The sequence below is a fragment of the Microbacterium aurugineum genome (genome assembly GCF_023101205.1).
Classification (GTDB): domain Bacteria; phylum Actinomycetota; class Actinomycetes; order Actinomycetales; family Microbacteriaceae; genus Microbacterium; species Microbacterium aurugineum.
The window spans coordinates 3,086,266-3,107,512 of the sequence record NZ_CP078078.1; the positions used below are offsets into that span (position 1 = coordinate 3,086,266).

16 protein-coding genes are annotated in these 21,247 nt (G+C 69.2%); 5 read left to right on the forward strand and 11 right to left on the reverse strand.

What is annotated here, in order from left to right; all coding sequences use genetic code 11:
• Positions 1–165 precede the first annotated feature (165 nt).
• The 3 genes from KV397_RS14825 to purM are packed head-to-tail and all read right to left on the reverse strand — an operon-like array spanning position 166 to position 4,070.
• Positions 166–1,479, reverse strand: coding sequence for an MFS transporter (locus KV397_RS14825; protein ID WP_261811603.1), 1,314 nt, complete (start codon positions 1,477–1,479; stop codon positions 166–168).
• Positions 1,476–2,948, reverse strand: coding sequence for an amidophosphoribosyltransferase (purF, locus tag KV397_RS14830; RefSeq protein ID WP_047522956.1), 1,473 nt, complete (start codon positions 2,946–2,948; stop codon positions 1,476–1,478). Before purF ends, KV397_RS14825 begins: the two co-directional genes overlap by 4 nt.
• 6 nt (positions 2,949–2,954) lie before the next feature.
• Positions 2,955–4,070, reverse strand: coding sequence for a phosphoribosylformylglycinamidine cyclo-ligase (gene purM / locus KV397_RS14835; RefSeq protein ID WP_134352829.1), 1,116 nt, complete (start codon positions 4,068–4,070; stop codon positions 2,955–2,957).
• An 86-nt stretch (positions 4,071–4,156) separates the two neighbouring features.
• Here purM and KV397_RS14840 point away from each other — a divergent pair, with 86 nt between their 5' ends.
• Positions 4,157–4,762: a zinc-binding alcohol dehydrogenase gene (locus KV397_RS14840; protein ID WP_134352828.1), complete on the forward strand. Its 606-nt coding sequence runs from the start codon at positions 4,157–4,159 to the stop codon at positions 4,760–4,762.
• Positions 4,763–4,764: 2 nt separating this feature from the next.
• Here the strand turns inward: KV397_RS14840 and KV397_RS14845 are convergent, their stop codons facing one another.
• Positions 4,765–5,076: a hypothetical protein gene (locus KV397_RS14845; RefSeq protein ID WP_047522953.1), complete on the reverse strand. Its 312-nt coding sequence runs from the start codon at positions 5,074–5,076 to the stop codon at positions 4,765–4,767.
• Between the two features lie 217 nt (positions 5,077–5,293).
• Entirely contained in the window at positions 5,294–9,115 is a 3,822-nt protein-coding gene (locus KV397_RS14850) for an HtaA domain-containing protein (protein WP_261811604.1), read from the reverse strand.
• A gap of 207 nt (positions 9,116–9,322) precedes the next feature.
• Here KV397_RS14850 and KV397_RS14855 point away from each other — a divergent pair, with 207 nt between their 5' ends.
• The 4 genes from KV397_RS14855 to KV397_RS14870 all read left to right on the forward strand — a co-directional run bounded on the left by KV397_RS14855 (position 9,323) and on the right by KV397_RS14870 (position 13,208).
• Positions 9,323–10,429, forward strand: a complete 1,107-nt coding sequence (locus KV397_RS14855) for a heme/hemin ABC transporter substrate-binding protein (protein ID WP_153243444.1) — start codon at positions 9,323–9,325, stop codon at positions 10,427–10,429.
• A complete protein-coding gene (locus KV397_RS14860) occupies positions 10,426–11,499 on the forward strand; it encodes a FecCD family ABC transporter permease (protein WP_131492081.1) in 1,074 nt (357 codons plus the stop codon). Before KV397_RS14855 ends, KV397_RS14860 begins: the two co-directional genes overlap by 4 nt.
• Positions 11,490–12,269, forward strand: coding sequence for a heme ABC transporter ATP-binding protein (locus KV397_RS14865; RefSeq protein WP_248569837.1), 780 nt, complete (start codon positions 11,490–11,492; stop codon positions 12,267–12,269). The genes KV397_RS14860 and KV397_RS14865 overlap by 10 nt, the downstream gene beginning before the upstream one ends.
• Before the next feature lie 162 nt (positions 12,270–12,431).
• Positions 12,432–13,208 (forward strand): inositol monophosphatase family protein, encoded by a 777-nt coding sequence (locus tag KV397_RS14870; protein ID WP_131492079.1) that lies wholly within the window; start codon positions 12,432–12,434, stop codon positions 13,206–13,208.
• An 86-nt stretch (positions 13,209–13,294) separates the two neighbouring features.
• On the opposite strand, the gene KV397_RS14875 is transcribed toward KV397_RS14870, so the two are convergent.
• The 6 genes from KV397_RS14875 to KV397_RS14900 are packed head-to-tail and all read right to left on the reverse strand — an operon-like array spanning position 13,295 to position 21,146.
• The gene (locus KV397_RS14875) at positions 13,295–14,974 is read right to left on the reverse strand and encodes a dihydroxyacetone kinase family protein (protein WP_261811605.1); all 1,680 of its coding nucleotides are present in this window, start codon (positions 14,972–14,974) and stop codon (positions 13,295–13,297) included.
• 1 nt (position 14,975) lies between these two features.
• Entirely contained in the window at positions 14,976–16,049 is a 1,074-nt protein-coding gene (locus tag KV397_RS14880) for an aminopeptidase (RefSeq protein WP_261811606.1), read from the reverse strand.
• On the reverse strand, positions 16,049–17,536 hold the full coding sequence (locus tag KV397_RS14885) for an FGGY-family carbohydrate kinase (protein WP_248569838.1): 1,488 nt from the start codon (positions 17,534–17,536) through the stop codon (positions 16,049–16,051). Before KV397_RS14885 ends, KV397_RS14880 begins: the two co-directional genes overlap by 1 nt.
• A 24-nt stretch (positions 17,537–17,560) precedes the next feature.
• On the reverse strand, positions 17,561–18,658 hold the full coding sequence (locus KV397_RS14890; RefSeq protein ID WP_081996967.1) for an ABC transporter permease: 1,098 nt from the start codon (positions 18,656–18,658) through the stop codon (positions 17,561–17,563).
• 2 nt (positions 18,659–18,660) lie between these two features.
• Positions 18,661–19,689 (reverse strand): ABC transporter permease, encoded by a 1,029-nt coding sequence (locus tag KV397_RS14895; RefSeq protein WP_261811607.1) that lies wholly within the window; start codon positions 19,687–19,689, stop codon positions 18,661–18,663.
• Positions 19,686–21,146, reverse strand: coding sequence for a sugar ABC transporter ATP-binding protein (locus KV397_RS14900; protein WP_047522219.1), 1,461 nt, complete (start codon positions 21,144–21,146; stop codon positions 19,686–19,688). The genes KV397_RS14895 and KV397_RS14900 overlap by 4 nt, the downstream gene beginning before the upstream one ends.
• Between the last annotated feature and the right edge of the window lie 101 nt (positions 21,147–21,247).

The window sequence follows — 21,247 nt, forward strand, 5'->3', positions numbered from 1 at the left end:
TCCAGGGCCGCAGCCTGTTCCAGGGCCGCACAACCTGAAGGAGATCTCACGGAAAGAAGGAGCGTACTGAGCAAAGCCTCCTTCGTTCCGTGAGATCTCCTTCGAAACGTGTGCCATCATCCACCGCAGCCACCGCACCTCCGCGCAGCCGCCGGCTCCGTACGCTCACCAGCGGCGGTGCCGGCGCTCCCACTCGTCCTCGACGGTGCGGCGACGCCCTGCGACGACGCCCGCGGGGATCACGACGACGAGCACACCCGCGATGACGAGGAGCGGGATCTGCCAGCCGTAGGTCGTCTCGTGGAGCAGCCCGATCAGCAGCGGGAACACCGCGGCGATCGCGTAGCCGATGCTCTGCACGAACCCGCTCAACGCGACGGCGCTCTCCGGCGTACGGGCACGGATGCTGAGCAGGACCAGGCTCAGCGGGAACATGATGGCCGTGAGACCGAAGATGCTCACCCACAGCGGCAGGGCCACGGTCGGGACGAGCAGGAGGCCGGCGAGCCCGACCAGTCCTCCGGCGACGGCCACGAAGAAGAGGGGACGTGTCGCCTGGAACCGGACCACCAGGATCGGCACCAGCAGCGAACAGGGCAGACCGATCAGCGCGAACAGCGACAACAGGAAGCCCGCTGTCGCCGGGCTGACCCCGCCGATGTCGACGAGCATGGTCGGCATCCACGCGAACGAGACGTACGCCATGGTGGAAGATGCCCCGAACACGAGCGCGAGTGCCCAGGCGAGCGGCAGTCGCCACAGGCGGGCGAAGTGCCTGCGGTTCGCCGGAGTGGTCGAGATCGGACCGGTCGCGACGGCCACCGCATCCTGCACGTCGTTGACACCGTCCGTGGGATCGGGGACGAGGAGCTCCGTCTTCATCGGCGCGTCCGCGCGAGCCCGATTCCCCAGCAGCAGCGCGACCCAGGGCACCAGCGCGATTCCGGCGACGATGCCCCACATGCCGAGCGACACCCGCCACCCGAGCGAATCGGCGACCGGAACCGCGACGAGCGGCGGCAGGAAGGTCGACACCGCCATCGTGGTCGAGTAGATCGTCATCATGATCCCGAGGCGGTCGGGGAAGTACTTCTTCACCAGCGGGGGAAGCAGCACGTTGCCCGAACCGACCCCCGCGAACACCACCGCGGTCGCCGCGAGCAAGGTGGTGGAGTCGATGGCGAGGCCGCGCAGCAGCAGCCCCAGAGCCATCAGGGTGATCGCGGCGATCGCCATCCGCTCCAGGCCGAAGCGCCGCTCGAACAACGGCGTGAGCAGCCCGAAGATGGCGAAGCAGACCGGAGGGGCCGCGCCGATCAACCCGATGATCACCGGCGAGACGGGAAAGTCCTCGGCGACATGGTCGATCACCGGAGACAGGGAGGCGACCGCCGAGCGCAGCGAGAACGCCACCAGGACGATCCCCACGAGTGCGAGAGCCCGACCCTGCCACAGCGGTCGAGCGCCCGGCATCGTCATGAGGTCTGCGACCCCTCCACCCAGGCCAGGTATTCGTCGGAGACCGTGCCGGTCACGTACCGGCCGTCGAAGCAGCTCAGGTCGAGATCCGTGAGGGCCGACCCTTCGATGATCGCCGCCTTGAGGTCGTCGACCTCCTGGTACACGAGGTGATCGCAACCGAGTTCCTCGGCGATCTCGGGGATCGTCCGCCCGTGGGCGATGAGCTCGTGGCGTGAGGGCATGTTGATGCCGTACACGTGCGGGTGCCGCACGGGAGGCGCCGCGGAGGCGAAGGTGACCGAGGCGGCACCGGCATCCCGCGCCATCTGGATGATCTCCTTGGACGTGGTCCCGCGCACGATCGAGTCGTCGATCAGCAGCACGTTCTTGCCCTGGAACTCGGTGGACATGGCGTTGAGCTTCTGACGCACGCTCTTCTTGCGCACCGCCTGCCCGGGCATGATGAAGGTCCGGCCGACATAGCGGTTCTTGTAGAAGCCCTCGCGGTACTCGATGCCGAGCTTGCGGGCGACCTCCATGGCGGCGGGACGAGAGGAGTCGGGGATCGGCATGACCACGTCGATCTTGTCCATCGGCACGTGCTTGGCGATGGTGTCGGCCAGACGGTCGCCCATGCGCAGACGCGACTCGTACACCGAGATGCCGTTCATGACCGAGTCGGGGCGCGCGAGGTAGACGTACTCGAAGGCGCACGGCGCGAGCGTCGCGGCCGGGGCGCACTGCTTCGAGAACAACTCCCCGTCATTGGTGATGAAGACCGCCTCACCGGGCTCGACCTCACGGACGACGTCGTAGTCGCCGTTCTCGAGCACGAGCGACTCGCTCGCGACGACCCACTCATCCTTGCCCTCGGCGCCGGGGACCGTCGAGGGGCGACGACCGAGGATCAGCGGGCGGATGCCGAACGGGTCGCGGAAGGCGAGCAGACCGTAGCCGGCGATCACGGCGATCACGGCGTACGCGCCCTCGATCCGCTCGTGCGTGCGGGCGACGGCCTCGAAGACGCGCTCGGGGTCGAGGTCGACGGCCGAGGTCGTGTTCTGCAGTTCGCCGGCGAGCACGTTGAGCAGCAGCTCGGTGTCGCTGGACGAGTTCAGGTGACGGCGGTCGCGCTTGGCCATGTCGGCCGTGAGCTCGCGGGTGTTGGTGAGGTTGCCGTTGTGGATGAGGATGATGCCGTACGGCGCGTTCACGTAGAACGGCTGCATCTCCTCTTCGTTCGAAGCCGTGCCCTTGGTCGCGTAGCGCACGTGGCCGAGGCCCACGTTGCCGAGCAGCGCGCGCATGTCTCGGGTGCGGAACGCCTCACGGACCATGCCCTGCGCCTTGGCGTTGTGCATCACGCCGTTCGCCTCGGCGGTGGCGATGCCCGTCGCATCCTGGCCGCGGTGCTGCAGCAGCAGGAGTGCGTCGTAGATGTCCTGATTGACCGGGGCAGAGCCCACCATTCCGACGATGCCGCACATGGGCTCTTACTTCGCTCCGTCCGCGTAGGCGCCGACCAGGCGCACCGCTCCACCGTCGACGCCCTTGGCGCCCTGTTCGAATTCACCGGCCGGACGCGGCCCGAAGCCCACGGTCCCAACCTGCCATGAGGGCATGCCCTCGGCGTTCAGCGCCGCGATCGCGGCATCCTTCTTCTCCGCGGCGACCACGGCGAGGAAGCCGATGCCGAGGTTCCAGGTTCCCTCTGCCGACTCCAGCGTGGATCCGGCGATGTCACTGAGCACGCGGAAGACGGGGCTCGGCGACCAGCTGCTGCGGTCGACCTCCACCCAGCTGCCCTGCGGGAGCACACGGGCGAGGTTCGCCGCGATGCCGCCGCCGGTGACGTGGCTGAGAGAGTGGACTCCGCCGCCCAGCTGCTCGATCAGACGCAGAAGGGGAAGCGTGTAGAGGCGGGTCGGCTCGAGGAGCGCCTCGCCCCAGGTGGTGCCGAAGTCGGCGGCGTTGTCGCCGTACCCGATCCCCGCGCGGGTCACGATGTGGCGCACGAGGGAGTAGCCGTTGGAGTGCAGTCCGCTGGAGGCGACCGCGATCACCGCATCGCCGTCCTGCACGAGCTCGGCCCCGAGGATCGCATCGGCCTCGACCACGCCGGTCGCCGCACCCGCCACGTCGTAGTCGCGGGGCCCGAGAAGCCCGGGGTGCTCCGCGGTCTCGCCGCCGACGAGTGCCGTGCCGGTGGCCGAGCACGCCTCGGCGATGCCCCGGACGATGTCGGCGATACGCTCCGGGACGACCTTGCCGCACGCGATGTAGTCGGTCATGAAGAGCGGCTTCGCCCCCACCACGACGATGTCATCGACGACCATCCCGACCAGGTCCTGGCCGATCGTGTCGTGCTTGTCGATCGCCTGCGCGATCGCGACCTTCGTGCCGACGCCGTCGGTACTGGTCGCGAGCAGGGGGCGACGGAAATCGCGCAGCGCGCTGGCATCGAACAGTCCGGCGAATCCGCCGACACCGCCGAGAACTTCGGGGCCGTGCGTCGCACGCACGGACGACTTCATCAGCTCGACGGCGAGATCACCTGCAGCGGTGTCGACGCCGGCTTCGGAATAGGGATTGGTGGGGGAGGCAGCCACGGTTCCAGCCTACCGCCCGCGAGGGGTTCGACTCTCCGCCAGGATCACTCTCGGATCCGGGCCCTCGACCCGCCTACGATGGGGCCATGGCCGACAAGCCGCAGTGGCTCATCCGCGAAGACGCGAGCGTTCCGGTGCTCGTCGCGCTCGCATTGCGGCAGAGCCTCGGGATCCGCGAGCCGGAGGGCCTCCCGACGCTCCGCGAGCTCGCCGTCCGCGCGCCGGATGCGGTCGACGCCTCCCCCGCGGTCGAGGCGCAATGGCGCGAGTACTGGGACATGACGGTCGAGCCGCGCGCGCACCCCTCCGAGGTGCCGCTCGAGCTCATCGACGGGTTCGACACCCTGGTCGCGCTGCCGGCCTCGGGCGCCGAGGAGCTGACCGCCGCGATCGCTCCGCAGGCGGAGTCCGCACTCCGCTACGCGCGCGCAGCGCACGACCGATATGTGAGCTCGATGAAGAGCCACACCGGCGGCGATGCCTACCGCGCCTATGCGAGCGCGATCGCGGAGTTCGAGCGCGAGGTCGGGCGTCGGGCGCACTCGTTCGAGCTCAATGTGCAGGTGCTGCCGTTCTCGCAGCGCGGCATCTGGTGGATCGGAGCGCTCACCGTCGCGGTGACCGACGGCCTGCGGCGCGACGTCGTGGCGTTCGACGCCGCCATCCGTCCGGTGATCGCCGAGCTGGCGTAGCCTCAGTCGTCGACGACGGTCTCGTGGTCGACCCGCACGACACGGTCGTGTCGGCGGGCAACCCGCTCCAGGATGAGGGCGACGACTCCGCCCAGCGCGATGCCGATCGGCACCGTCCACAGCAGGAGGAAGCCGAAGACCTGTCCGGGGGGATAGACGACGTCGAGCGCCTGCGAAGGCTCGAAGCTGCCCGCCCAGGTGAGGATGCCGGCGGCGATGATGCCGACCACCACGCCGATGCCCATGAACACGCCGTACCGCGGCACACGGCGCACGGTCGCTTCGACGGTCTGGTGGGAATCGGTGGGGGCCATGACTCCATTGTCCCACCGTCTACGGATGCCGGGAACCGGGGTTTCCGGCCCTCGGTCTCGGGTGCGCATCGGTCGGACGATTGCACGGATGCAGGAGCCGGCCGAGCGATTCCCTCCTGCATCCGTGCGATCCTCCGACATCCGTAAGCGACAGGAGACGGAGCACGGCCCTCCCCGCGTGCGCCGCGGGGAGGGCCGTGCTGTCCTCGGGCGGGGATCAGACCTCGGTCGTCGTCTCGGCGGTCTCGTCCTTGCGGTTGCGGCGGGCGATCAGCACACCGCCGGTCGCGGCGAGTACCACGACGACCAGGCCGCCGACGATCCACGGCCACACGGGTGCGCCTTCGGTGGTCGCGGGCTCGGTCACCGTCGTGACGGACGCCGCGGCCTCGGAGTCGACCTCCTCCTCCGGCGTGACACCGCAGTCGGCGTTCACCGGGATGACCGCGGTCACCGGATCCAGCGCCTCGCCCGCGGCGTAGGTGCCGAACGCGGCCGCTCCGGCCTCGGTGAGCGTCGTCGGGATCGCATCGAGGGTCAGCACACCGTCGACGATCGTCGCGTCACCGCGGGCGAACTCCGCGAGGCGGACGCCCTGCTGGTCGATGCTCTCGCCGCCCTGCGTGGTGCCGGTCACGTCGAAGACGAGGTAACCCTTGTCCCCGGCGAGCTCGATGCCGGCATTCGCGAGGGTCGTGTTCAGTGCGCCGTCGTGTCCCGTGAACGTGATGCTCCCCCCGAAGGACACGAGGCCGGTCAGTGCCTCGTCGTCGAACGATCCGGTGCCGTTCTGCCACACGAAGTCCGGGTACTGGTAGGCCACGTCGGTCAGCGTCCAGCCACCCTTCGCGATGCCCTCGATGTATGTGCGGAACGATTCCTTGTAGCCCCACTTGAGCGTGGCGCCCTCCACCGTGCAGGATCCGAGCACGGTCGTGGCGCGGGTCAGCGTGAACGTCAGACCGCGGTCGACCGATCCCTGGAGGGTCAGGGTGTGCGCACCATCCTCCAGGCCCGCGGGCACCGACCCCGACCAGGTCGCGACACCCGCGGAGTCGGCGGTCACGGTGTCGAGCAGCACGGGGCTCGAGTAGACGACGACCTTGATGCCCTCTTCGTTCGGCTGGAAGCCGGAGGCCGAGATGGTCGCCGGCTGCCCGGATTCGAGGGCGGCGAGGTTCTCCGCGTCGACGTCGATGCCGTCCGATGCCGGTGGGACAGCGGGCAGGGTCGTCTTGGCCTTCACGGCAGCCGCAGCCACGGTGCCCGTCGTCCCGGACGGAGCAGCGGCCACCGAGCCGATCGTGAACGTGACCGGGTTGAGCGTGGTCGAGTACCCGGCCAGGACCCTGTCCCGTCCGGCGGCCGTCAGTGCGGCGGGGGCCGCGGTGTACGTCACGGCGCCGTCGACCGTGGTGCGTGCGGCACGGGAGAGGTCGAGGGTCGCGAACGGCACCTGCACACCGCCGCTCGTCACGGAGAGAGTCGCCGCCCCCGCCGAAGTGATGCGAATCTGCGGGTTCGAGACGGTGACGTCGAGCACACCGTGGTGACCGGTGAACCGCACCGATCCGCGGTAGACGACGCCCCCCAGACCGCTCGCACGGTCGTAGTCGCCGCCGACCGACTGTCCGAACTGGAACTGACCGCCCGATCGGGTCGCCCCGTCGGAGACCGTGATCGATCCCTGCGCGATGTCACCCGTGACGTAGTTCACGAACGACGACGAGATGGCCCAGCGGAGCGACCCACCGGGGACGCTCGCCGGCGGGGTCGTCGGCTTCGTGGGCTTCGGGGGGACGACCGTCGCGAACAGGGCATCCCACTGCGCGGGGGTGATCTCCACCGTCGAACGTGCGTAGATCGTGTCGGCCGTGGGCATGGAGTGCTGCTTCCACACGATCACCTCGTACGACTTCGTGCGATCGACGTTCTTCGCTGCCGTCGTGAGGTCGACCGCGAACGCCCCGTACGTGATCTCCCTCACGTACGTCATCGCGAGGAATCCTCCGGAGGCCGTGACATCCGCCTCCGTGCCGGTCTCGATCAGAGCGGCGTACGCGCCGGGGATGTCGCCGAGGTTCGTGGCCGCGGCCCTGACCGTCAGCCCGTCCTTCGCGGTCGCCGAGGTCACCGAGGTCTCGAGAGTCGCCGCGTCGCCGTAGTTCAGTGCCACGCTGAGTTCCTGCGCGGCATTGGTGACCCCACCCGCGCCGTAGGTGAAGACGCCGTAGGAGCCGGGGGTGGCGGCGGCATCCTTCAGCGTCAGCGTCGCCTCGAAAGTGCCGTCGTCGGCGATGTCGACCCACTGCGCACGGATCGCACCCTGGTACTGCGACGGGACCTGGTTCAGCACGCCCTCGGCGAGTGCCCACACCTGCGCCGCGACCGAGCGGTTCGCGGAGGAAGCGCCCTCCGACGGCTTCCAGTCCGCGGCGAAGTTGCCGAAGACCACGTAGGTGCCCTGCGGAAGATCCTTCGGGATCGGCACGCCGCGCCCGCCGACGTTGGCCGCCGGGTCGTAGCCCGAGCCCTTCACGACGATCTTGTCGCCGGCCGCGAGGGCGGCACTCCCGGCCGGGGTGGTGCCGTCGGCAAGGAACACCTCGAGCGACGGGGTGAACGTCGGGGCGGTGAGCGCATCCCACTCCGCGTCGCTGATCGTGACCGCGTCGCGGGCGTACAGGGTGTCGGCGTTCGGCATCGTGTGCTGCTTCCACACGATCACCTCGTAGGACTTCGTGCGGTCGAGCGTGGAGGCAGCGGCTGTGAGGTCGACGGTGAACACGCCGCCGGAGATGCCGCGCACGTACTGCATCGCGAGGAATCCGCCGCCGGTGGTGACCTCCGCCTCGGTTCCCGCCTCGATCAGCGCGACGTAGGCACCCGTGATGGCGCCGAGCTTCGATGCCTTCGCCTCGACCGCGAGCCCATCCTTCGCGGTCGCGCTCTTCACCGTGGCGGTGAGAGTGGCGGTCTCGGTGTAGTTCAGTGCGACGCTGCGCTCCTGATCGACGTTGACCACGCCTCCGGCCGCGTAGGTGTAGACGCCGTACGAGCCCGGAGTCGCGGACGCGTCTTTCAGCGTCAGGGTCGCCTGGAACGTGCCGTCGTCCGCGATGTCGACCCACTGCGCGCGGATCGCACCGTGATACGGGGACGGCACCTGGTTCAGCACGTCCTCGGAGAGCGCCCAGACCTGCGCCCCCACGGAGCGTGTCGACGACGCGGCACCGGTCGACGGCTGCCATGTCGAGGCGAAGTTGCCGAACACGACGTAGGTGCCCTGCGAAAGGTCCTTGGGGATCGGCACGCCGCGCCCGCCGACGTTGGCCGCCGGGTCGTAGCCCGAGCCCTTCACGACGATCTTGTCGCCGGCCTCGAGGGCGGCATTCCCCGCCGGGGTGGTGCCGTCGGCAAGGAACACCTCGATCGTCGCGTCGGTCGGCGGGGTCGTGCCCGGGTCCGTACCGGGGTCGGTCCCCGGGTCAGTACCAGGGTCGGTGCCCGGATCGGTACCGGGATCAGTTCCCGGATCCGTTCCCGGGTCAGTCCCCGGATCGGTACCGGGATCGGTACCAGGATCCGTCCCCGGATCCGTGCCCGGGTCGGTGGGCACGGGGCCGAACACGGCATCCCACTGCCCCGCGGAGATCGCGACCTCACCGCGTCCGTAGATCGTCGTCGCGTCCGGGTTCGAGTGCTTCTGCCACACGAGCACCTCGTAGGACTTCGTCCGGTCGAGCGAGCCTGCCGGTGCCTCGAGCGTGAACGTGCTCGCCCCTCCGGCGACGACGGGCATCACGAACGCGGCATATCCGCCCCCACCGCTGAGCCCACCTTCCGTGCCGGTGACGATCAGGGCCGCGTAGGCGCCCGCGACATCGGGCAGCCCGTCGGCCTGCACCTGCACGCGCACCCCCGACGTGTCGGCGGACGAGACCGACGCCGTGACCGTGGCGCCGGCGGCGTGCGCGGGCGGGACGATCACCGCACCGGCCGCGACGAGAAGGAAGGAGACGAAAGCGGCGAGCAGCACGCGTAGGCGAGTGCTCCCTGAGGATGCGGTGGCTATGGCGTTCACGATTCTCCACGGCTCCGGGCACGCAGAAGATCACGTGTGCCGACGGTGCCGCAATGCGGTCGGGCGACGGGTGGGTTTTGGTTAGGCTTAGCTAAGTAAGCACTGATCCTGAGCGTAGAGGTGCCGATCGAGGTGCGTCAAGTTTTAGGATAGCCTTGCCTAATGCGTCGCGTCATCGCCGTCTTCTTCGTCGCCGCCCTCGCCGCCGGGCTCACCGCGTGCGCCGAGCCGGGAGCCACCGCCGCACCCCCTCTCGCCGTGGAGGACACGTGCCCGCAGGCATCCACGCCCCTCGCGTCCCTCGGCCTGATCGACGACGTGCGCGGACATGAAGGCCCCTCCACCGCGTGCCTCTCCAGCCACGCGATCGACGCCGTCGATGATGACACCGCGCCGGACCTACCGGTGACGGTGACCGACGGCGAAGGCCGGGATGTCGAGATCACCGACGTTGACCGCATCCTGCCGATCGACATCTCGGGCACGATCGCGTCGACCGTGTTCGCTCTCGGTCTCGGCGATCAGGTCGTCGGGCGCGACGCGTCGACCGACTTCGTGGGCACGGAAGACCTCCCGGTCGTCACGAAGACCGGCCACACGCTCAATGCCGAGGCGATCCTCGAACTGTCCCCGACCGTCATCCTCACCGACACGACGATCGGCCCGAAGGAGGTGCGCCAGCAGCTGCGCGACGCGGGCATCGCGGTCGTGGTCATCTCCAGCGACCGGCGGCTCGACACCACCGACGAGCTGGTCACCGAGATCGCGACAGCCCTCGGGGTCCCGAGCCGGGGCGAGGCGCTCATCGCGCGGCTCGATGCCGCGGTCGATGAGACGCTGGCCGAGATCTCCGAGGTTGTGCCCGCCGACGAAGCGGATCGCGCCCGCATGCTCTTCCTCTACGTCCGCGGCAGCGCGAACGTGTACTACATCTTCGGCGAGGACTCCGGGGCCGACTCGCTGATCGACGCGGTCGGCGGAGTCGACGTCGCCGCCGAGATCGGATGGGAGGGCATGAAGCCCCTGACGGCCGAAGCCCTCGTCGCCGCGCAGCCCGACGTGCTGGTGATGATGACCGACGGGCTCGAATCCGTCGGTGGCATCGACGGGCTGATCGAGCGGATCCCCGCCGTGGCTCAGACACCCGCCGGAGCACACCGTCGCGTGATCGACATGGCCGACAGCGAGATCCTCAGCTTCGGTCCGCGCACCGCCGACGTGATCGGCGCCCTGGCCCGCGCCCTGTACGCGCCCGAGCCCGCGAAGTGACCGGCGAGGTCGTCACCCCGACTCCGACCAGGCATCGGGGCCTGCGCTTCACGCTGGTGACGGTCGGCCTGGTCGTCGCGCTCGCGATCACGTGCATCGTGTCGATCACGAGCGGGCAGTACGACCTGTCCCCCACCTCGCTGGTCGGGGTGCTGCTGCGCGGCATCGGGATCGACTCGGCGTGGGCTCCGACGGCATCCACCGACTACGGCGTGATCTTCACCCTGCGGATGCCGCGCATCGTGCTCGGCCTGCTGGTCGGTGCCGCCCTCGCCGTCTCGGGTGTGCTCATGCAGGCGATCTTCGGCAACCCGCTCGCGGACGCCGGCGTGGTCGGGGTCTCCTCGGGCGCGGCTCTCGGTGCAGCCGCGAGCATCACCTTCGGGCTGGCGACGTTCGGGATGTGGACGACGCCCGCCTTCGCGTTCCTCGGGGGCCTGGTCGCGGTGTTCTCGGTGTACTTCATCAGCCGGTCCGGCGGACGCACCGAGGTCGTGACCCTCCTGCTCACCGGTATCGCGATCAATGCGATCGCCGGCGCGGGCATGGCGTTCTTCACGTTCCTCGGCACGACATCGACCCGCGAGCAGATCGTGTTCTGGCAGCTCGGCTCGCTGAACGGCGCGCTGTGGTCGAACATCCAGCTCGTGGCGCCGCTCGTCCTGATCGGCGTGGTCGTCGCCCTGATCGTGGCGCCCGGCCTGGACCTCTTCGCCCTCGGCGAGCGCACCGCACGACACCTCGGCGTGAACGTCGAGCTGCTGCGGGTGGTGGTCATCGTGACCGTCGCGCTGCTGGTGTGCGCGGCAGTCGCGTTCGCCGGGATCATCGGCTTCGCCGGGCTCGTGGTGCCGCACCTGATGCGCATGATGATCGGCCCCGCCCACCTCCCGCTCGTGGTCGCCTCGGCACTCGGCGGCGCGCTGCTCATCGCGGTCGCCGACCTGGTCGCCCGCACCGCGGTGCCGCTCGCGGATCTCCCCATCGGCATGATCACCTCGCTCGTGGGCGGGCCGTTCTTCCTGTGGCTGCTCGTGCGCACACGCCGTCGCTCGGGAGGATGGGCGTGACCGTCCGGCTCCGCGGGGCGGGGCTCACGGTGCGCGTCGGCGAAGGGCGGACGATCCTCGACGATGCGTCCATCGACATCCACAGCGGAGAGATCCACGCCCTCGTCGGGCCGAACGGTGCGGGCAAGTCCACGCTGTTCGGAGTCCTCGCCGGAGACGTCACCGCGCACGCGGGCACGGTGGAGCTCGATGGCCGGCCCCTCGACCGGGTCACACCGCGCATGCTCGCCCGGCAGCGTGCCGTGCTCCTGCAGGAGAACACCGTCACGTTCCCCTTCAGCGCAGAGCAGGTCGTGCGGATGGGCCGGACCCCCTGGGCGCGCACGCCCGCGGCCGAGGAAGACGACGATCTGGTGTCCTCCGCGATGGCGCAGACCGAGGTGACGGCACTCCGTGCGCGCGCGGTGCCGTCGCTGTCGGGAGGTGAGCGCGCCCGGGTCGCCCTCGCCCGCGTGATCGCCCAGAGCACCGGCATCCTGTTGCTCGACGAGCCGACCGCGGCGCTCGACCTGAAGCACCACGAAGACGTCATGCGGCTGATCCGGACGCGTGCGGACGCCGGGATCGCGGTGGCCATCGTGCTGCACGATCTCAATGCCGCGCTCGCGCACGCCGACCGCGTGACGCTCCTCGCCGACGGGCGGGTCGCCGCGACCGGCACGGCGTCCGAGGTGCTGAGCGCCGAGCGGATCGAGCAGGTCTACGGCCAGGCCGTCGATGTGTTCCCCCACCCCGCGACCGGGGTTCCGCTGGTCGTCGCGCGGCGCTGATCCGCGGCGCGGCTAGGGCCGGATCGGCAGTCCCTTCGGGCGGACTCTCACCTTCGCCGGCCCCGACGGGTACCGGATCTCGCTCCACGATCGCGCCTGAGCCGACTCCTGGGGTCGCCGACGCTACGCTGGAGGATCGCCCACGGGAGGATCAATATCGCCATGCCGTCTGCATCCGACCTGCTCGACGTCGCCCTCGCGGCCGCCGCAGCTGGAGCCGATGTGCTCGCCGAGGCCGCCCGTGAACGCGATGCGTCGTCCGATCACCTCGGACTCCGCACGAAGGGGGCCTCGGGCGACGTGGTCACCGAGATCGACCTGCGTGCCGAACGCGCGATCCGCGCTGCCCTCGCCGCGCACCGCCCCGACGACGAGGTGTCCGGAGAGGAGTACGCGACCACCGGCTCCGGCTCCGCGCTCCGCTGGTCGATCGATCCCCTCGACGGCACCTCGAACTTCGTGCGCGGGCTGCCGCACTACGGGTCCTCCGTCGCCGTACAGGATGTGCGCTCCGGCGCCTGGCTCGCCGGTGTGGTGCATGCTCCGGAGCTCGACCTCATCTACTCCGCGGGGGTGGGGCTGGGGGCATACCGGACATCGGGCGACACCCGTCGGCGGCTCCACGGACCAGCCGCCGGCGCGACACCGGTGCTTCTCGCCGTCGGATTCTCCTACGACCCCGAGCAGCGGATACGGCAGCTCGCCGAGCTCCCGGCGCGCATGGCGGCGTTCACGGATCTGCGCAGTGTCGGCTCTGCCGCACTCGGACTGTGTCTGGTCGCGGAAGGCAGTGTCGACGCCTTCATCGAGACCGACCTGTACGAGTTCGACTGGGCAGCGGGAGCTCTGATCGCCGAAGAAGCAGGGGTCACCGTGAAGCGTCCGGCCACCATGCGGGGCGGAATCCTCGCGCACCCACCGCACCTACCGGTCGAATAGGCGGCGCCGAAAGCCCGCGGGACTGCAGGAAACGGACCTCGACGACCTCGGTGCTGCACGGCTCCGCGGAGTTCTCCTTCCGGCCCTCAGCTGGTGGCGCGCACGACTTCCTCGACGAAGCGCGCGACCGCGACAGAGCCGGGATCCGCATGACCCACTGAGCGCTCCTGCTGCCACCCCGCGCGACCACGTCGCGACTGCCAGCCCGCGCTCTCGGCGACCGCGGCGAGTGCCGCCGCCGATACTTCGGCGGCCCCCGCTCCGGCATCGAGCGCCTCGGCGATGGGGAGGAGCACATCGATCACGGTCTTGTCGCCGCGCGCAGCACCGCCCTGCGCGCCGATCCTCGTCGCTGCCGTCTGCACGACATCGACGAGACCCGCACGGTCGAGGTGAGCCCCCGGCGGGACGTGCTCCCCCGCCGCGATCAGGCCGCTTCCGATCAGAGCAGCGAACGTCGAGGGGTTCGCTGTGGCGAAGGCATCACCCGCCACGCGCAGGATGCTGCGTGCGTCGAGATCATCCGGGAGGCTGCGCAAGGCATCCGCCACTGCGGCACCACCGACGGCGACCGTGACGCCGAGGTCTCCGTCGCCGAGAGCGGCATCCAGGGCGCGGAGCTCTTCGCGGTGCCGCTCCATCTGCGGCAGTACAGCGAGCAGCAGATCGCGAAGAGCGCTGCGGGATCCGGCCAGGGTCACATCGACAGTGGCCGCTTCTTCGCCGACGGCGGTCGCGGTCGTGAGGACGTCCCCCACCGGCGCTGCCCCCTGTCGGAAGAACGGTGACCCGGCAGGGTCCTGCAGCAGCTCTTCCAGCTCGTCATCGAGCTGCATGATCGACAGCGAGGCTCCGGCCATCTCCAGACTCGTGACGTACTCGCCGACCAGTCGGTAGCCGATGGCCACCCCGGCATCCGTCAGCGTGCGGTGCACTCGGCGGTACATCACGTACAGCTCCTCGAGCGGCGTCGAGCCAAGGCCGTTCACGAGCACGGCCACGCGCCGCCCCTCGGTGAGGTCGAGTTCGGTGCCGATCTCGGTGAGGAACCGGTCGGTGATCGCATCCGCCGGCTCAAGAGGGCCGCGATGGCTGCCGCGCTCTCCGTGAATACCGACGCCGATCTCCATCTCCCCCTCGTCGAGCGTGAACGTCTCCTCACCCGCTGCAGGAAGCACGGTCGGCGACAGGCCGACGCCCATCGTCCGGGTCGCATCCGACGCCTTACGAGTGACGCGCTCGACCTCGTCGAGGGACGCACCGCGGTCGGCCATCGCCCCGGCGACCTTGTAGACGAGCACGAGTCCGGCGACACCGCGGCGAGACTCCGCGCGTTCACGCGGCGCGGACTGGATGTCGTCCACCCCGAGCACCGTGCGCACCTCGATGCCCTCAGCGCGGCAGCGCTCGGCCGCGGTGTCGAAGTTCAGCACATCGCCACCGTAGTTGCCATACAGGTAAAGGAGCCCGGCGTCGGAGTGCACGGCCACCGAAGCCGCGTGGATCTGGGAGGAGCTCGGCGAGGAAAAGACGTTCCCCACGGCGACCGCCGAGCACAGCCCGCGCCCGACGTAGCCGAGGAAGAACGGCAGGTGTCCTGACCCGCCACCGGTGACGATGCCGACCCGGCCCGGCGCCGGCGCATCCGTACGCGCCAACGCCCGCCGATCTGCGGTGACGGCCCGCAGCTCATCGGGGTGGGCGAGAAGGATGCCCTCCAGCGTCTCGTCGACGAACGCCTGAGGGTCGTTGAGGATCTTGCGCATGTCAGAACTCCTGTCCGGTGAGGATCGGATCGTATGTCGTGTGGTCGATGAGCACCCGCCCATCCGCTTCCAGCCGCCCCGACGAGCGGAGGTCCTTCACGATGTCCCAGTGAATGGCTGACTCGTTCCTACCGCCGCACTGCGGATAGGAGCGGCCGAGCGCGATGTGAACGGTACCGAGGATCTTCTCGTCGATCAGCAGATCGCCGGTCATCGTCCGCACGTGCGGGTTCGTACCGATGCCGAGCTCGCCCACGCGGCGAGCGCCGTCGGCGTCGAGGATGCGCTCCACGAGGTCGAGACCCCGCGCCGCCGATACCCTCTCCACCTGCCCCTCGACGAACTCGAGCCGGAGGTCGGTGATCGTCGCCCCGCCGAACCAGAACGAGCCGGGGAAGGCGATGTGCCCGTCGACGCCGTCTTCCACCGGAGCGGTCGCGACCTCGCCGTCCGGAAGGTTCGCCTCGCCTGCGAACGGCACCCAGGTCCGCCCCCTGCAGTTCAGCCGCAGGTCGGTGTCCTCGTCGAGGATGTGCACGAGCGACGCGTTGTTCAACTCGGCGCAAAGACGATCGAGGTGGGCTCGATGGACGGTCCAGTCCGCGAGGGTACCGGCGAAGAACTCCTCCTCCAGCTGCGCGCGCGGCACACCGATGAGCGCCGCCCACTCAGGAGTGGGGATACGAACGAGCGTCCACCGGGTGCCCTGCCAACGCGCGGTCGAGACGACCCCCTTGCCCTCGCGCTGCAGGCTGAGCCTGGTGCCGTCGATCTCGTCGGCGGGCGGTTCCATGCCCCGGAAGGACACGTGCACGTCGGCCCACTGCATCGAAGCCAGTTCGAGCGGTGCGGCCTCGCGCAGCAGCGACGCACTCGCGTGTTCGAGCGCGAACCGGTCGTATTTCTCCTCGACGAGCAGCACCTGCGGCATCCCGCCGCGGCGATACACCTCCTCCACGAAGGCATCCACCGCGTCGAGCACCGACGACGTCGTGGCGAACACCGAGACCTTCGTCCCCTCGCCGACCTCGTTCACCGCGGCCAGGTGCTCCGCCAGTTCTTGCCACCTGCTCATCAGTCCACCTCTCTCAGCGCGCGCAGGGCGCGGTACGTGTGCGGAAAACTCTCGTAGGCAGTCTGCAACCGGGAGGCGAGGCTCTCTTGGGGCGCGACCTCCTCGGCGAAGGCGACCCAATCCGCCGCCTGCTCCTCCGTGACGACGTCGAGGCCGATCGCCGCGAGCATCGCGTCCCCGTAGGCGGCTCCCAAGGTCGCCGCCGTCCGTTGGCGCAGGCCCGTGAGGTCGCTGACCGTCTGCATCAGCACCTCGTTGTGTGTTCCGCCGCCGATCGCGACCACGCGTGGCTCGGCATCGCCGCCTTCGAGCAGTGCAGAGACGGCGAGCGCGATCGACTGTCCGACTCCTTCGACGACAGCACGGGCGATCTCGGCCCGACCGGTCGAGAGCGTGAGACCGCTGAACGCGGCACGGGCAGCGGGGTCGTGCAGCGGTGTGCGCTCGCCGCTGAAGTGCGGCAGGTGCAGCACTCCGTTCGCGCCCGGCGGCGCGGAGCGGACGAGTTCCATCAGGCGCCCGAACATCGCGGCGTCGCCATCTCCGTGGTCGAGTCCGAGCAGGTCGGCGACCCATCGTGTCGCGGTGCCGGCCGTCGATGTGCCCGCGGCGAGGACGAAGCGACCCGGCAGTGCGAAGGGTGCGGCCCACAGACGCGGATCCGCGTGCGGCTGGTCGGTCACGCGTATGAAGTAGCCACTCGACCCATACATGAGCATCAGATCGTCGGCCGCAACGACCGAGGCCCCGACCGCTTCGGCGACGGCGTCCGTCGTGCCGACGAGCACCGGTGTGCCCTCGGGGATGCCGGTCACTGCAGCAGCCGCGGCGGTGACCGTGCCGGCGACGTCGGTCGACCATCCGAGACGGGGCAGGGTCTCCCGGCGGATGAGGTCGTCGATCCCGCCGAGGTCCCAGTCCAGCCGGGCCAGGTCGTAGCAGGGATGGAAGTAGCCGGCCGTCGCATGGTCGATCACGACCTCACCGGTCAGACGCGCGACGAGGTAACTCTGACTCGTGAGATACCACCGGGTGCGCCCGGCGACTTCGGGCTCGTTGCGCTCGACCCAGAGCATCTTCGGCCCCGCGGACTGGCTGGTCAACGCATTGCCCGCCCGGCGATAGATCTCGTCCCGTCCGAGTCGCGTCTCGAGGATGCCGATCTCCTCGGTCGCCCTGGTGTCGATCCCGTAGAGGATGGCGGGGCGGAGCGCACGCAGCTCGGAGTCCACGGGGAGCACACATGGGCCGATCGCGCTGCACGCCACCGCGGCGATCACGGCATCCGGTACTGCCCTCCGCAGCGTCGTGGCGACCTCGACGAGGTCGTGCCACCACACCGCATCCGCGTCCTGCTCGACCATTCCAGGTGCGGGCGTGCTGATGCCGTGCCTTGTGCGTGCCTCGGCGTGCACCCGCCCGGTGGCATCGACCAGCACGCCCTTGGTCTCGTACGTTCCGACATCGATGCCGAGGAACAGGTCCATCAGAGTGCCTTTCGGATGCGGGAGTCAGGCCCGGGGAATCTCGGCGAGCGCGATCGTCTCGGTCTGACTGCTCGGCGCGCGACGCGGCCTTCGCCGGACCCTCACCTGATCGAACACCATCACCGCGATCAGGATCACCCCTTGCGCGATCGCATACTCATATGCCGAGAGTCGGATGGCCGTGAAGCCGGACTGCACGACCTGCAGCACAAGCGTCGCGAGGACCACGCCCGTGATGGTGGCGAATCCGCCGGTCGGGTTCGTCCCGCCGAGCACCGCGATCACGATCACGAGCAGCACATAGGAGGTGCCGTAGTCGGCGCTCGCGGTCGGGTTGCGGGACAGGAACACCAACCCGGCGATGCCGCCGAGCAGCCCCGTCGTCACATACGTGCCGTAGAGCACGCTCGTGCTGCGGATGCCGGAGTACATCGCCGCCGTGGGGTTCGCCCCCTGCAGCTGAGTGCGTCGCCCGAACGGTGTGCGGGAGATCAGCACCCCGATCAGCACCGCCACCACGAGGAACTCGAGGAACAGGATAGGGATGCCGCCGACAGTCGCTTGCCCGACCGATGAGAGCACGGCCGGGGCACCGTAGAGCGTCTTCCCGCCTGTCCACACGATCGCGATCCCGTTGAAGATCTGCATCGTGGCGAGGGTCGCGAGGATCGGCGTGATGCCGACCGTCGCGATCAGGAAGCCGTTGACCGCACCCGCGAGAGCGCCGACCAGGACGCCGATGAGAGCGATGAACCCACCCAACGACTCCGCGGTCGCCGGATCACTGCTCGCGATGGCCGTGAACATGGTGCTGACCGTGATAGCCGACAGGTTCGCGATGGCGACCAGCGACAGGTCGATCCCGCCGGTGAGCATCGCAAGGGCCATCGCGATCGCGAGGATTCCGACCTCGGGTGAGGCGACCATCATGTTCTGAAGATTGATCGGATTGAGGAAGACCCTCGGGTTGAGGATCGCGAAGAGTCCGAACGCAAGCACGAAGAGCACCAGCATCCGACCGATGCCACGATCCACGTGGATGCGACCAAGCAGCGAACGCACCGAGCGATCGACCTGGTCGTTCATCCGGGCGAGCTGCCCGGGAGGGGTCGACTGTGGCATGGTCACTCCTTCACCGTGTCGAGGACGAACGTCCGGCGGGAAGCGCGGCGGGCCATGACGGCCTGGATCCCGACGCCGATCACCAGGAGGAAGCCGACGGCGGCACGCTGCCACGCCGTCGGCACGCCCATCAGGATGAGACTGTTGTTGATGATCTGCACCAGCAGCACGCCGAGCACAGTGCCGGTGACGGTGCCGCGTCCACCGAAGATCGAGGCGCCGCCGAGCACGACGGCCGCGATCACGTCGAGCTCCGTGCCAACGAGGTCCTGCGGGTTGGCGCTGCGCCCGAGCACGACGTGGATGAGTCCGCCGATCGCGGCGACCGCCCCGACGAGCACGTAGAGCAGGATCTGCAGGCGCACCACGGGGAAGCCCGCCCGGCGAGCCCCTTCCAGGTCGCCGCCCATCGCGTAGATGCCGCGGCCGAACATCGTGCGCCGCAACAGGAATGCGGCACCGATCACCAGCAGCACGACCGGCACGATAAGCATCGGCAGGTAGGCGCGAGTCGACTCGATCGAGATGAGGTTCGCGGTCGACAGCCAGGAGATGCCGTTCGGCAGCTCAGCCATGTATCGTGAGCCGATGTAGGCGAGCAGCACACCCTTGAAGATGCCCTGCGTCGCGAGCGTGACGATCAGGGTCGGCAGCCGGAACCTCGCGATCACGATGCCGTTGACGAAGCCGAGAGCTCCGCCGATCACAATTGCGAAGGCGAGGATGCCGATCAGCCCGAAGTCGAGCCTCTCACCCTGCGCGAGAGACACGGTCGTGTAGGCCGCGAAGATGCCGATGGCTGCGAACGAGACGTCGATACCGCCGGAGATGATCACGAGGAGCACCGCAAGCGCGAAGACCATCGGCACCAGAGCAGAGCGCAGGATCGAGAAGAGCGTGTGCACACTGAGGAAGGCGGGGTTCACGGCGCACATCACGATCACCAGGACCACGATGATGCTCGCCAGCACCAGCTCGTTCGACATGCGCCCGATGCGGGGAAGGCGGATGCGGGTGTCGGTGGCGCTCACGCGGCCATCACCTCCTGGATTCGGGGCGCGGCGATCTCGTCGCCCGCCAGCCGCGACACGATCTCGCCGCGGCGGACCACGAGTACGCGGTTGCAGAGGGAGACGAGTTCGGGAACATCGTCGGAGATCATGAGCACACCCATCCCGTCACGCGCGGCCTCGCGGAGGATCTGCAGGATCTCCTCCTTTGAACCCACGTCGACGCCGACCGTCGGTCCGTTCAGGATCAGCACTCGCGGTTTGGTCGCGAGCCACTTGGCCAGCACGACGCGCTGCGCGTTGCCGCCGGACAGCGACCGCACGGGCGCTTCAACGCTGGAGGCCTTGATACGCAGGCGGGAGAAGAGACGCGAGATGGTCTCAGCCGTGCGCTTGCGGCTGAGAAGCACCTTGCCGACCGCGTGCTCGCTCAGGGAGCCCGCGATGATGTTGTCGGAGATCGACTTGTCGAGGAACAGGCCCTGTGTGAGCCGGTCCTCGGGCACGTAACCGATGCCAGCGTCGACGGAAGCCCGGATGCTCCCCGGCCGCACGGTGCGCCCGCCGACGGTGACGGTGCCGGATCGGGGGGTCAACAGCCCGAACAATGCGTCGGCGATCTCGCCGCGACCTGATCCGAGAAGCCCGGTGAGACCGAGTATCTCGCCCGGCTGCAGGTCGAACGAGACATCCGTGAAGGCGCCCGGAAGATCGAGGTGCTCGACGCGCAGCAACGGTTCGACGTCGTCATCGACCTCGACGACGACCCGGGAGTCGTCGACCTCACGACCTGTCATGGCGTGAGTGAGGGAGGCGACGTCGAACTCGTCGGCCGGGCCGCTCGCGACCAGGCGCCCGGAGCGCAGCACCGTGATGTCCTGAGACACCTGCAGGACTTCGTCGAGCTTGTGGCTGACGAACACCAGGGCGACACCGCGCTGCTGCAACCTCCGCACGAGGGCGAACAACCGCTCGACCTCGGAGTGCGTGAGCGCCGTCGTGGGCTCGTCCATGAAGATGACTCTGGCGTCCTGCACGAGCGCGCGGCAGATCGCGGTGAGCTGACGGTCGGCGACGGAGAGTCGTTCGACGTCGGAATCGAGGTCGAGACTCAGCCCCAGTTCCTCGACGATGCGCTGCGCCTCGGGCCGGCGCTTCTTCGCGCTGTAGAGCTTGCGTCGCGCGGCGATCGCGGCCGGGAGCACGATGTTCTCGGCCACGGTCAAGTTGGGGAAGAGCGAGAAGTCCTGGTAGATGACCTGGATGCCCGCACGGAGGGCCTGCGTCGGCGAGAGGTGTGCGAGCGGTTCGCCATCCAGCAGGATCTCGCCCGCCTCCGGCTTCTCGACGCCGCTGATGATCTTGATCAGCGTGGACTTGCCGCACCCGTTCTCGCCCGCCAGGCAGTGCACCCGTCCGGGGTGGAGGGTGATGGCGACGTCGTCGAGGGCGACGACCCCGCCGAAGACCTTCCGCACCCCCCTGACCTCGAGAACGGGCCTGGCCCCGCGAACGGAGTCGACCTGAGGAGAAGCGGGCCCCGTTCCGGGCGTCGGCTGCGCCTGTTCTGCGTTCATGT

What these genes read in the sequence shown, in the direction of transcription:
- KV397_RS14825 (WP_261811603.1), bottom strand. Translation starts at nt 1,479, where the DNA reads ATGACGATGCCGGGCGCTCGACCGCTGTGGCAGGGTCGGGCTCTCGCA.
- purF (WP_047522956.1), bottom strand. Translation starts at nt 2,948, where the DNA reads ATGTGCGGCATCGTCGGAATGGTGGGCTCTGCCCCGGTCAATCAGGAC.
- KV397_RS14840 (WP_134352828.1), top strand. Translation starts at nt 4,157, where the DNA reads ATGGCCGACAAGCCGCAGTGGCTCATCCGCGAAGACGCGAGCGTTCCG.
- KV397_RS14845 (WP_047522953.1), bottom strand. Translation starts at nt 5,076, where the DNA reads ATGGCCCCCACCGATTCCCACCAGACCGTCGAAGCGACCGTGCGCCGT.
- KV397_RS14855 (WP_153243444.1), top strand. Translation starts at nt 9,323, where the DNA reads ATGCGTCGCGTCATCGCCGTCTTCTTCGTCGCCGCCCTCGCCGCCGGG.
- KV397_RS14865 (WP_248569837.1), top strand. Translation starts at nt 11,490, where the DNA reads ATGGGCGTGACCGTCCGGCTCCGCGGGGCGGGGCTCACGGTGCGCGTC.
- KV397_RS14870 (WP_131492079.1), top strand. Translation starts at nt 12,432, where the DNA reads ATGCCGTCTGCATCCGACCTGCTCGACGTCGCCCTCGCGGCCGCCGCA.
- KV397_RS14875 (WP_261811605.1), bottom strand. Translation starts at nt 14,974, where the DNA reads ATGCGCAAGATCCTCAACGACCCTCAGGCGTTCGTCGACGAGACGCTG.
- KV397_RS14880 (WP_261811606.1), bottom strand. Translation starts at nt 16,049, where the DNA reads ATGAGCAGGTGGCAAGAACTGGCGGAGCACCTGGCCGCGGTGAACGAG.
- KV397_RS14885 (WP_248569838.1), bottom strand. Translation starts at nt 17,536, where the DNA reads ATGGACCTGTTCCTCGGCATCGATGTCGGAACGTACGAGACCAAGGGC.
- KV397_RS14890 (WP_081996967.1), bottom strand. Translation starts at nt 18,658, where the DNA reads ATGCCACAGTCGACCCCTCCCGGGCAGCTCGCCCGGATGAACGACCAG.